The following is a 12,273-nucleotide window of genomic DNA, read 5'->3' as shown; positions in this document are numbered from 1 at the left end:
TTTACAAAAAAATTCATTCCTTACTTATACTTTCCGACGGGAATTCGATATAATCGAATATAGTTAAGTGTATACTTCACAGATTTGAAAGAGCAGGGTGTGAAATAAGTGAAACGGATTTTTGTTTTTATTGGACTATTAGGGGTTTGTATTGGAACAGTCTATCTATATCAAAGGCAATTAGGGGCAATCCCGTTTTTATTAATATCCATTTATTTCTTTATTTTAGCCTACAAACAGCTCTCAAAAAAAACGAATCATAGTGACGATGAAGAAAAAGAGAAGAAAAACAACAGATATAGCTAGCATAAACAGAAAAATTTTGTTTATAATGAAGAATATGCATTTTAGAGCATGCGAATGAAAGCAGAAATAATACGTTTCTTAACTATTTTTTTGTTTATTTTTCCCTTCAGAGGAAAGTGCTGAAGGTGTTACATAGAGAAAGGACGTGCGAATATTGAGTTTACAAGAGTACTCGAAAGAACAATTGCAAGAAATGTCTTTAATTGAAATCGCATATGAGTTATTAAAGGGAAGAAAAGAAGCTTTGCCTTTCAAGGTAATCATGGATGAACTTACAAATCTTCTTGAGCTTACAGACGAACAAGTTAAGGCAAAAATTGCGCAATTCTATACAGATTTAAATATTGATGGTCGTTTCTTAGGCCTAGGAGATAACACTTGGGGTCTCCGTGTTTGGTATCCAATTGATCAAGTGGAAGAAGAAGTCGTTACAGATATTAAGCCTAAGAAGAAAAAGGCGAAAAAGGCTTCTGATGATGATTTAGACCTTGAAGATTTTGATGAACTAGACGAAGATGATATTGATTATGATGATATTGACGATTTAGATGAAGAAGATTTACTTGATGAAGATGATGATGACGATCTGATTGAAGATGAAGAGGATTTAGATGAAGATCTTCTTGAAAAAGATGAAGAATTTGATATTGATGATGAAGAAGAAGAATTAGAAGATGACGAGCTTGATCTTGATGAGGAGGAAGAAGAAGATTTATAATCTTGACTTTTTCCTAGCAGGCTTGTAGAATCATTTTTGGGCTCCTTTTAAAAAGGAACGATTCATTATACACGTACAGCGCTCCCTTACTTTTAATAAGTAAGCGGAGCGCTTTTTATTTTTTTATTGCATCGCTAGACCCTCTAACATCAAGCCGGTGATCCGGTCTGAATGATTTCTTTAATTATGTCTTTAAATAAAGGCAAATTTGTACAAACTGATACCTAAGGGGGAATTATGATGACAAAGTATATTTTTGTGACAGGCGGCGTAGTGTCGTCACTAGGAAAGGGTATTGTAGCAGCATCACTTGGAAGACTGTTGAAAAACAGAGGTTTAACGGTAACGATTCAAAAATTTGATCCCTATATAAATGTAGATCCAGGGACAATGAGTCCATACCAGCATGGTGAAGTTTTCGTTACGGGTGATGGAGCAGAAACGGATTTGGACTTAGGGCACTATGAACGCTTTGTTGACATCAATGTAACTAAATACAGCAGTGTGACAACAGGTAAGATCTATTCAACCGTGCTTCGGAAGGAACGCCGCGGGGATTATAATGGCGGTACAGTTCAAGTGATTCCGCATATTACGAATGAAATTAAAGATCGGGTATTCCGCGCTGGCCATGAAACAAATTCAGATGTGGTCATCACTGAAATTGGCGGTACAGTAGGAGACATTGAATCGCTTCCATTCTTAGAAGCCATCCGTCAGATTAAAAGTGATGTGGGCCGTGACAATGTAATGTATGTTCACTGTACATTAGTGCCGTATATTAAGGCTGCTGGAGAAATGAAAACAAAGCCGACACAGCATAGTGTAAAAGAACTAAGAAGCTTAGGCATCCAGCCAAATGTCATTGTTGTTCGTACAGAAATGCCGATCTCTCAAGATATGAAGGATAAGCTTGCTCTATTCTGTGATATTGATAAAGATGCGGTAATTGAATGCCGTGATGCGGACACATTATATTCCATTCCGTTAGCTCTTCAGGATCAGAATCTTGATAAAATTGTTTGTGACCATTTGAAGCTAGACTGCGGAGAAGCAGACATGACCGAATGGAAACAGCTAGTTGATAAAGTTACTCATTTATCGAAGACAACAAGAATTGCTCTTGTTGGTAAATATGTTGAACTGCAAGATGCATATATTTCTGTAGTTGAGGCATTGAAGCATGCAGGGTATGCACATGACTCAGATATTGAAGTGGACTGGATTAATGCGGAAGAGGTTACTGAAAGCAATGTGGCAGATATACTGAAGGATGCAGATGGCGTACTAGTACCAGGCGGATTCGGTGATCGTGGAATCGAAGGGAAAATTCTTGCGATCCAATATGCACGGGAACAGAAAAAGCCATTCCTTGGGATTTGCTTAGGTATGCAGCTTGCATCGATTGAATTTGCAAGAAATGTGCTAAACCTTAAAGGAGCACATTCAGCGGAAATTGATCCAACAACAGAGCATGCGATTATTGATCTTCTTCCAGAGCAAAAGGATATAGAGGATCTTGGCGGAACGTTACGACTTGGATTGCAAGCTTGTAAATTAATCGAAGAGACGAAGGCTTACGACGCGTATCAGGATGAAGTTGTGTACGAACGTCATCGTCATCGCTACGAGTTCAATAATCATTATCGTCAAGAAATGGAAGAAGCAGGTTTTGTATTCTCTGGGACAAGCCCTGACGGACGCCTAGTCGAAATTATTGAAATTAAAGACCATCCATGGTTCGTGGCATCCCAATTCCATCCGGAATTTATTTCAAGACCAAATCGTCCACAGCCATTATTCCGTGAATTTGTCGGTGCAGCATTACAATTCAGCGAAAAGTAATGGAAAAACCCCCGCTAATTTGGCGGGGGTTTCTATTTGGTCGATAAATCATTGAAAGTGGCCCGTAAACTGCAGAAAGTGGCCGATAAACTAGTAAAAGTGGCCCTAAAATTAGAGAAGTGGCTTATAAAAACGAACAAGGTGAAATTTCTTTCTTATGAATTACTCATATTCTGCAAGGATTTCCTCAATGGTGAAGCGGATTCCATAATAAACAAACAAAGCAGCCATTGATGCTGGAAAGCCAAAGCGGTTTCCTTCCTCATCAGGCAGAAGCCCTTTTGTAAGAGATAAATTAATATGAACATCAGCTAGATTGACTAAGTTTTCACCTTCTTCAGATACAACGGTGGAGATAGCAACAAAAGGAATCTGCTTTTCTGCTAAAAATTTTCCTGCTTTGACTGCCTCTTCATCTGTTGAATATCTGGAAACAATTAAAAATCTGTCGGTTTCGGAAATGTCATCAAAGTTATCATCAGTATTCCATATGACTCCCTTTTTTAAGGGCTCCTGACTTTCTGTTGCTTCATAAGCAACGGCCTTCATTTCATTTGCTGCAAATATGTATAACTTTCCGCTTCCGATGACAGCTTGTGCAAGCAAGCGTGCACTGTCCTCCATTGCCAATTCTTCGTTATCCTGTATTCTTTTAAACAACCCAGAAAGCTGGGTAGAAAACATTTTTAGCATCTTCTCTCTCCTTAAAATTGTTTCATTGTAAATCATGTCTATTATAAGGGAATGTAGAGAAAAAGGTAAAATTATGGCTGGGAATAAAAAAACAGGCAGGAATTGACAGGAATGGAGTAGAATTATAGGAAGGGGAGTAATTGGATAGCCAGCAGGACATCATAGGATAGAAAGAAAGAACAATCGTTATTAACGAAGGGAAGAGGTGGCTTAATGAAGGGGAAAATCTTAATTGTTGATGATCAATTTGGAATTCGGATTTTACTGAATGAGGTATTACAGAAGGAAGGGTACGATACATACCAGGCAGCAAATGGCATTCAGGCACTCGAAATTGTCTCAAAGCATTCACCTGATTTAGTTTTGCTTGATATGAAAATACCAGGAATGGACGGTATTGAAATATTGAAGCGAATGAGAGTCATCGATAAAGAAATTCGCGTAATTATTATGACAGCATACGGAGAATTAGATATGATTCAGGAAGCGAAGGATCTAGGTGCCCTTACCCATTTTGCAAAGCCTTTCGATATTGATGACATTCGTTCAGCTGTTAAGGAATATTTGCCATTATCAAATACTTTATAAGAAGCCCATGTAAATGAGGCTTCTTTTCTCTGTATTAAAATAGTAACAAACAAAAATCATACATTAATAGCAATTCTTTTTCTGTTTTGGTATGATACAAATGAATTCCAAAGGATACGCTAATCTTTACGCGCGGACATCTGTACATATTCGATTCATATGAAGGAAAGACTTTAATAAGAATCCGCGCAAATAAACCGTTTATTTTAAGGAGGAAAAAAAGATGCCTTTAGTTTCAATGACTGATATGCTTAATAAAGGTAAAGCCGAGGGCTATGCAGTAGGTCAATTTAACTTAAACAATCTTGAGTTTACTCAAGCGATTCTTCTAGCAGCAGAGGAGGAAAAATCTCCAGTTATTCTTGGTGTCTCTGAAGGTGCTGCCCGTTACATGGGTGGATTTAAAACGGTTGTCAAAATGGTAGAAGGCTTACTTGAAGATTATAAAATTACCGTTCCAGTTGCGATTCACTTAGATCATGGATCAAGCTATGATAAATGTAAGGAAGCGATTGATGCAGGTTTCACATCTGTCATGATAGATGCTTCACATGACCCTTTTGAGGAAAATATCGCAACTACTTCAAAGGTAGTTGAATATGCACACGCAAAAGGAGTATCTGTTGAAGCGGAATTAGGCACGGTTGGCGGGCAGGAAGATGATGTCGTTGCTGATGGCGTTATTTATGCAGATGCAAAAGAGTGTGATGAACTTGTTAAGCGTACGAAAATTGATTGCTTAGCTCCTGCACTAGGTTCCGTTCATGGCCCATACAAAGGGGAGCCAAATCTAGGCTTTGCTGAGATGGAGGAAATCGGAAATCTGACAGGTGTTCCTCTCGTTCTTCATGGCGGAACAGGCATTCCAACAAAGGATATTCAAAAAGCGATCTCTTTAGGTACAGCAAAAATTAATGTAAATACTGAGAATCAAATCGCTTCTGCGAAAACGGTTCGTGAAGTTCTAGCCGCGAATCCAAATATGTATGATCCACGCAAATATTTAGGACCAGCACGCGATAAAATCAAGGAAACAGTCATTGGGAAAATGCGTGAATTCGGTTCTTCTGGCAAAGCTTAATAACATCTATTTGAAGTGGAAACCGCCTCTTAATTAGCAGGCGGTTTCCATTCATTTGTCATCTTTTTTGAAGACTTTTTTCTAAAAGGTTATTGTTGGAAAAAAGCTTGGTTGATTGTAGCGAAAGGCATGAGACTCCTGCGGGAAGTGTGGGACAGCTGAGACCCCACAGGAGCGTAAGCGACGAGGAGGCTCAGCGCCCACCCCGCGGAAAGCGAGTACCAGTAGCGAAAATCAACTTCTACCACAAACATTGTATTTAGCAACAACAACGTTTGTGAAAACCGCCTTTTTGAAATTTTAATAACAGGAGGAATTACTAATGAAATTTTTTATTGATACAGCAAATATGGAAGAAATTAAAGAAGCGTTCTCTTTAGGTGTAGTTGCAGGTGTCACAACCAATCCATCCCTCGTAGCAAAGGAAAAAAATGTTTCTTTTGAGGATCGTCTACGTGAAATTACGGCACTTGTCCCAGGTTCAGTAAGCGCTGAGGTCATCGCACTTGATGCAGAAGGAATGATCAAGGAAGGAAAGGAGTTAGCAGCGATTGCCCCTAATATTACAATTAAAGTGCCAATGACTCCAGATGGGTTAAAAGCTGTTCATGCTTTTTCAAAAGAAGGCATTAAAACAAACGTAACACTTATCTTTAGTGCGAACCAAGCATTGCTTGCAGCAAGAGCGGGTGCTACATATGTTTCTCCGTTCGTTGGAAGACTGGATGATATCGGTCATAACGGACTTGACCTTATTTCCACAATCGCAGAAATTTTTGCGATTCACGATATCTCAACAGAAATTATTGCCGCATCTATTAGACATCCACAGCATGTAACAGATGCAGCCTTAAGAGGGGCGCATATTGCAACCGTTCCTTACAAAGTAATCCAGCAATTATTCAACCATCCGTTGACAGATAAGGGCATTGAAGCCTTTCTAGCAGATTGGAATGCCCGTTCATAAAAAGACTAGTTTATGAACGCTTCATTTTAGGGGGAAAAGTGTATTTTTCTGGGTCTTTAGGCTTAATTTAAACTTTTTTGCATATCGATACATGAGAATTATTTTTTCGTGTAAACTAGATGATGTGGATATTGTCGGTATACGTTAAAAACGATTAGTAATTTTATCCATTTGTTCGTTGAAGATAACTCATTACCATGGAACTATTGCATAATTAGAATAAGCCTATTTACTTGTTTTAATAAACACGCACAGTGTTTTCTTACACATACGGCTTAGAAGGGAGTTAATAATGGAAAAGCTTATGATTGCAGGCGGTTATCCTTTAAAAGGAACGGTTCGGATTAGCGGGGCGAAAAATAGTGCAGTGGCTTTAATACCGGCTACGATACTGGCTGATTCGCCCGTCACGATTGAAGGGCTGCCAAATATTTCGGATGTTCAAATTTTAAAGGGACTGCTTGAGGAACTTGGGGGGACAGTCAGCTTTAATGAAAGTGATATGACTGTCGATCCATCTTCTATGATTTCCATGCCTTTGCCGAATGGAAAAGTAAAAAAACTGCGTGCCTCTTATTATTTAATGGGTGCTATGCTTGGCCGGTTCAAGAAAGCAGTCATTGGTCTTCCTGGCGGCTGTCATCTTGGACCAAGACCGATTGATCAGCACATAAAAGGCTTTGAAGCCCTTGGGGCAAAGGTCACAAACGAGCAGGGTGCCATTTACTTGCGGGCGGATGAACTTATTGGAGCAAGAATTTATCTTGATGTCGTTAGTGTTGGTGCAACCATCAATATTATGCTTGCTGCTGTAAGAGCAAAAGGCAGAACGATTATTGAAAATGCGGCTAAGGAGCCGGAAATTATTGATGTTGCCACATTGTTAACGAATATGGGTGCAAAAATTAAGGGTGCTGGTACGGATGTTATTCGGATTGATGGAGTTGACCAGCTCCATGGCTGCCAGCATACCATTATTCCTGATCGTATTGAGGCGGGAACGTACATGATTCTTGGAGCGGCAGTAGGCGAAGGGGTTTTAATTGATAATGTTATTCCTCAGCACCTTGAGTCATTGATTGCCAAGCTTCGGGAAATGGGTGTCAAAATTGAAGCAGGGGATGATCAAGTCTTTGTCGGACCGGCAGATCAAATGAAAGCGGTAGATATTAAAACACTTGTCTATCCTGGTTTCCCAACAGATCTTCAGCAGCCAATTACAACGTTGTTAACGAATGCAGTTGGGACAAGCATGGTAACCGATACGATTTATAGTGCCCGTTTTAAGCATATAGATGAATTAAGAAGAATGAATGGGAACATTAAGGTTGAAGGCCGAACAGCCATTATACATGGCCCGGTTAAGCTTCAAGGAGCAAAAGTGAAGGCAACTGATCTGCGTGCAGGTGCTGCTTTGGTCATTGCTGGCTTAATGGCTGAAGGAGTAACAGAAGTAACGGGAGTCGAGCATATTGACCGTGGATACAGCCATCTAGTTGAAAAATTAAATGGCCTTGGAGCAACCATTTGGCGTGAAAATTTAACACAAGAAGAGCAAGAGCAAATCAAAAATGCATAATTATAAATGCGGAGCTGGACAAAAGATATAGAATACAGCAAAGAGGTTGAGGGGGAAATAAAGATGGAACGCAGTTTAACAATGGAGCTTGTCCGTGTAACTGAGGGTGCTGCCCTAGCATCTGCCCGTTGGATGGGGAGAGGGAAAAAGGATGAGGCAGATGATGCAGCAACTTCTGCTATGCGCGATGTCTTTGATACGGTTCCGATGAAAGGAACGGTTGTTATTGGGGAAGGGGAAATGGATGAAGCACCAATGCTTTATATTGGAGAAAAGCTTGGTACTGGCTATGGTCCCCGTGTAGATGTTGCTGTCGATCCACTTGAAGGAACAAATATTGTTGCATCTGGCGGATGGAATGCTTTAGCCGTTTTGGCTATTGCTGATCATGGCAATTTGCTTCATGCACCTGATATGTATATGGACAAAATTGCTGTAGGTCCAGAAGCAGTAGGCCAAATTGATATTAATGCCTCAGTTATTGATAATCTGAAAGCTGTCGCAAAGGCAAAGAATAAAGATATTTCAGATGTTGTCGCAACCGTATTAAATCGTCCGAGACATGATTATATTATCAGCCAGCTTCGTGAAGCAGGAGCAAGAATTAAGCTGATTAATGATGGCGATGTAGCTGGTGCGATTAACACAGCTTTTGATCATACAGGTGTAGACATTTTGTTTGGTTCTGGCGGAGCTCCTGAAGGTGTATTAGCAGCGGTAGCTTTAAAATGCCTTGGTGGAGAAATCCAAGGAAAGCTTATTCCGCAAAATGATACTGAAATTGAGCGCTGTCAGAAAATGGGGCTAGATATTAATAAGGTTCTTCTTATGGAAGATCTAGTTAAAGGCGATGATGCGATTTTTGCTGCTACTGGTGTAACCGATGGCGAGCTTTTACGCGGTGTTCAATTTAAAGGCTCTTACGGATCCACTCATTCAATCGTCATGCGTGCAAAATCAGGAACAGTACGTTTTATCGAAGGCCGTCATAGCCTTAAGAAAAAACCGAATCTTGTTATTCGTTAATCGATATAAGAAAAGCGGAAGCGCCTTGGTCATCGTCGTACAAACTGGAAGGACCGCGAATGAGATAAAGGAAACACGGTGAGCGAGAGCGAACCGATGTTGACGCAATCGTTGCGGAGGGGGCCTGAAGTTTGATAGGTGATAAGACGCTTGCGCTAGACAATTCTCTAACTCCAAAGTTATACTTTCTTATCTTTTAAAAAAAGGTCTGGCGAAGAGCCAGACCTATCATTTCATTACCCCTTCCTTATTTCTTCAATCAAAATTTAGTTGTGAAACCTCTTATAAAGGGGTAAAATAGAAATTGTTTTTCAAGTAGTAGAGGAATCCTCAAAAAATGACCATTCAACTTAGTTAATGATAGAAATATAGCTCCTTTTCCGGATCTATCCTCGGTTCTTTAATTACTTTTAGTAGAATTCATTACCTCAGGTAGAAAAGCGCAAGCGCCTTGTTCATCGCCGTACAAACTGGAAGGGACACGACTGAGATAAAGGAGACACAATGAGAGAAGCGAATTGATGTCGACTTATCGCAGGGAGGGGACCTGAAGTTTGATAGGCAATAGGCGCTGGAGCTAGACAATTCTCTAATTCCAAAGTTATACAATCTTATCTTTAAACAAAATCCCTTTTTCCTTTCCATAGTGATGGTTTTATTTGTGCGTATATCGAAAAAGAGATTGAAAATTCAAAAGTGTGGTGTCTATATGGGATTAAATATTTCAAGTTTAGAAAATATGAAGCTAAAAGAGCTTTATGAGCTTGCTCGTGAATATAAAGTATCTTATTACAGTAAATTATCAAAAAAGGAATTAATATTTGCCATTTTAAAGGCCCGAGCTGAAAAGGAAGGATACTTCTTTATGGAAGGTGTCCTTGAAATCATTCAGTCAGAAGGCTTTGGATTTTTGCGTCCAATCAACTATTCACCAAGCTCCGAGGACATCTATATATCGGCATCTCAGATCCGCCGCTTCGATTTAAGAAATGGAGATAAAGTTTCTGGTAAAGTTCGTCCTCCAAAAGAAAATGAACGATATTTTGGTCTTCTTCAAGTAGAAGCTGTCAATGGGGATGACCCAGAAACGGCAAAGGAACGTGTCCATTTCCCTGGATTAACGCCTTTATATCCAGATTTGCAGATGAAGCTTGAAACAACGCCTAAGCATCTATCCACTCGAATTATGGACGTGCTTGCACCTGTTGGATTTGGTCAGCGCGGATTGATTGTTGCTCCGCCAAAGGCAGGTAAAACGATGCTCTTAAAAGAGATTGCCAACAGTATTACCACGAATCACCCAGACGTTGAGTTAATCGTTTTATTAATTGATGAGCGTCCAGAAGAAGTAACAGATATTGAGCGATCTGTTGCAGGGGATGTGGTTAGCTCAACATTTGACGAGGTTCCTGAAAACCATATTAAAGTGGCCGAGCTTGTGCTTGAACGCGCGATGCGTCTTGTTGAACATAAGCGCGATGTAGTCATTTTGATGGACAGTATTACTAGGTTAGCAAGAGCGTATAACCTGGTAATCCCACCTAGCGGAAGAACATTATCAGGGGGGATTGACCCAGCAGCCTTCCACCGTCCGAAGCGTTTCTTCGGTGCGGCCCGTAATATTGAAGAAGGCGGAAGCTTAACCATTCTAGCTACAGCTCTAGTCGACACAGGTTCTCGTATGGACGATGTCATCTATGAAGAATTTAAAGGGACAGGGAATATGGAGCTTCATCTGGATCGTTCACTTGCTGAACGCAGAATTTTCCCTGCTATTGATATTCGCCGTTCAGGAACACGTAAAGAGGAGCTTCTCATTCAAAAGGATCATCTGGACAAGCTTTGGGCTATTAGAAAATCAATGTCTGATTCGCCTGATTTTGCTGAGAAGTTCTTGCGTAAGCTAAGACAGACTAAATCAAATGAAGAATTTTTTGCTAACCTCTCAGAGGAAATGAAGGCAAAGAAAAACGGGATTAAGTAATAACATAGGGTAATTTCCAAACCAATTATTTCCCTTTCCTAGGAAACAAGAAATCAAATATTGCAAAATAGGTTTGGCCTTGTTATAATAATTCCAGTGTGTTTTTAGGTTATACGGCATCGACATGATTGCCCGTACTATATACTCTGTTTCAGTATGATTCAGGGCGGAAGGAGATGAAAAGAATGAAAGCAGGAATTCATCCAAATTACAATAAAGCAATGGTGAAATGTGCTTGCGGTAACGAGTTCGAAACAGGTTCTGTTCAAAAAGAGATCCGTGTTGAAACTTGTTCTGAATGCCATCCATTCTATACAGGACGTCAAAAATTCGCTGAAGCTGGCGGACGTGTTGATCGTTTCAATAAAAAATACGGCATTAAGCAACAATAATAACAACCAAAACAGGCAAGTTTTCTTTCTTGCCTGTTTTTTATTGCCCTTTCATACTTTAGAAAAGCACAAGCGCTTTGATCATCGCCGTACAAACGCAGAAGGGCTCCGACTGAGATAAAGGAAACACGGTAAGCGTAAGCGAACCGATGTTGACGCAATCGTTGCGGAGGGGACCTGAAGTTTGATAGGCGATAGGCGCTGGAGCTAGACAATCCGAAATGCGGAGGCGGCTTGCTCAGGGGCGACAAGCATAAGACGAATCGGCAGGAAGGCTGCTCTTTAGCCTTCTTGACGAGTTGGCTTATGACCTCGAGCCCCTAGCCGCCGTAGCTAGACAATTCTCTAACTCCAAAGTTATACTTTCCTATCTCATAATAATGTCTTTTGACAGTGTCATTTTAGGATACTTAGAGATAATATATAATGCAACATTGTAAGGAGGAGAGGCCGTTCATGTATGTGATGAAGCATCATGGGTGGGTAGAAGTCATTTGTGGGAGCATGTTCTCTGGTAAATCGGAAGAACTAATCCGCCGTGTGCGCAGAGCTCAATTTGCTAAACAAAAAATTGTAGTATTTAAACCGCAAATAGACAATCGCTACAGTGACGAAGAAGTCGTTTCCCATAATGGGACTGCTTTTACAGCAATCCCCATTTCCCACTCAACCGATATTTTTCAACATATTAATTCCGAAGTAGATGTGATTGCTATTGATGAAGTCCAGTTTTTTGATTCAGAGGTTGTGAAGGTGATTCAGCACTTAGCTAATAGCGGTCATCGAGTGATTGCAGCCGGTCTTGATCAGGATTTCCGCGGAGAGCCATTTGGCCAGATGCCAGCATTGATGGCTATTGCTGAATTGGTTACGAAGCTGCAGGCTGTTTGTGCGGTATGCGGATCGCCAGCAAGCCGCACTCAACGCTTGATTAATGGCAAACCAGCTTCCTATGATGATCCCGTAATTTTAGTTGGTGCCTCCGAGGCGTACGAGCCTCGCTGCCGTCATCATCACGAGGTTCCGAAATCTCCTAGTCTCAGCTACGGGAAGGAAACATCCACTTCCATTTCATAATGCAAATACATTTTACG

12 protein-coding genes are annotated in these 12,273 nt (G+C 40.4%); 11 read left to right on the top strand and 1 reads right to left on the bottom strand.

Annotation, left to right across the window (positions count from 1 at the left end):
- The first annotated feature begins 108 nt into the window (after nucleotides 1-108).
- The 3 genes from AN957_RS25235 (at nucleotide 109) to AN957_RS25225 (ending at nucleotide 2,869) form a co-directional block, all read left to right on the top strand.
- Nucleotides 109-306 (top strand): hypothetical protein, encoded by a 198-nt coding sequence (locus AN957_RS25235; protein WP_053478519.1) that lies wholly within the window; start codon nucleotides 109-111, stop codon nucleotides 304-306.
- Between the two features lie 154 nt (nucleotides 307-460).
- On the top strand, nucleotides 461-1,024 hold the full coding sequence (rpoE, locus tag AN957_RS25230) for a DNA-directed RNA polymerase subunit delta (protein ID WP_053478520.1): 564 nt from the start codon (nucleotides 461-463) through the stop codon (nucleotides 1,022-1,024).
- Between the two features lie 240 nt (nucleotides 1,025-1,264).
- On the top strand, nucleotides 1,265-2,869 hold the full coding sequence (locus AN957_RS25225; RefSeq protein ID WP_053478521.1) for a CTP synthase: 1,605 nt from the start codon (nucleotides 1,265-1,267) through the stop codon (nucleotides 2,867-2,869).
- Between the two features lie 162 nt (nucleotides 2,870-3,031).
- Here AN957_RS25225 and AN957_RS25220 read toward each other — a convergent pair whose 3' ends face one another.
- Nucleotides 3,032-3,562 carry a DUF2529 domain-containing protein gene (locus tag AN957_RS25220; RefSeq protein ID WP_053478522.1) on the bottom strand — a complete coding sequence of 177 codons (531 nt, stop codon included), beginning with the start codon at nucleotides 3,560-3,562 and terminating at the stop codon, nucleotides 3,032-3,034.
- A gap of 213 nt (nucleotides 3,563-3,775) precedes the next feature.
- On the opposite strand from AN957_RS25220, the gene AN957_RS25215 reads away from it, so the two are divergent.
- The 8 genes from AN957_RS25215 (at nucleotide 3,776) to AN957_RS25180 (ending at nucleotide 12,256) form a co-directional block, all read left to right on the top strand.
- Nucleotides 3,776-4,150 (top strand): response regulator, encoded by a 375-nt coding sequence (locus tag AN957_RS25215; protein ID WP_053478523.1) that lies wholly within the window; start codon nucleotides 3,776-3,778, stop codon nucleotides 4,148-4,150.
- A 223-nt stretch (nucleotides 4,151-4,373) separates the two neighbouring features.
- Nucleotides 4,374-5,231, top strand: coding sequence for a class II fructose-bisphosphate aldolase (locus AN957_RS25210; protein WP_053478524.1), 858 nt, complete (start codon nucleotides 4,374-4,376; stop codon nucleotides 5,229-5,231).
- Nucleotides 5,232-5,553: 322 nt separating this feature from the next.
- Complete coding sequence (gene fsa, locus AN957_RS25205) at nucleotides 5,554-6,198, top strand: fructose-6-phosphate aldolase (protein WP_053478525.1); 645 nt, start codon at nucleotides 5,554-5,556, stop codon at nucleotides 6,196-6,198.
- A gap of 292 nt (nucleotides 6,199-6,490) precedes the next feature.
- Nucleotides 6,491-7,777 (top strand): UDP-N-acetylglucosamine 1-carboxyvinyltransferase, encoded by a 1,287-nt coding sequence (locus tag AN957_RS25200; protein ID WP_053478526.1) that lies wholly within the window; start codon nucleotides 6,491-6,493, stop codon nucleotides 7,775-7,777.
- Between the two features lie 63 nt (nucleotides 7,778-7,840).
- Nucleotides 7,841-8,803, top strand: a complete 963-nt coding sequence (glpX, locus tag AN957_RS25195; protein ID WP_053478527.1) for a class II fructose-bisphosphatase — start codon at nucleotides 7,841-7,843, stop codon at nucleotides 8,801-8,803.
- A gap of 709 nt (nucleotides 8,804-9,512) precedes the next feature.
- On the top strand, nucleotides 9,513-10,787 hold the full coding sequence (rho, locus tag AN957_RS25190) for a transcription termination factor Rho (protein WP_053478528.1): 1,275 nt from the start codon (nucleotides 9,513-9,515) through the stop codon (nucleotides 10,785-10,787).
- A gap of 185 nt (nucleotides 10,788-10,972) precedes the next feature.
- On the top strand, nucleotides 10,973-11,179 hold the full coding sequence (gene rpmE, locus AN957_RS25185; protein WP_053478529.1) for a 50S ribosomal protein L31: 207 nt from the start codon (nucleotides 10,973-10,975) through the stop codon (nucleotides 11,177-11,179).
- A 456-nt stretch (nucleotides 11,180-11,635) separates the two neighbouring features.
- Entirely contained in the window at nucleotides 11,636-12,256 is a 621-nt protein-coding gene (locus AN957_RS25180; protein WP_053478530.1) for a thymidine kinase, read from the top strand.
- Nucleotides 12,257-12,273 lie beyond the last annotated feature (17 nt).

Source organism: Cytobacillus solani (assembly GCF_001420595.1).
In the GTDB taxonomy this organism is placed as follows: Bacteria; Bacillota; Bacilli; order Bacillales; family Cytobacillaceae; genus Cytobacillus; species Cytobacillus solani.
Note: the sequence above shows the minus strand (reverse complement) of the source record. Positions and strands in the feature narration are given on the sequence as shown.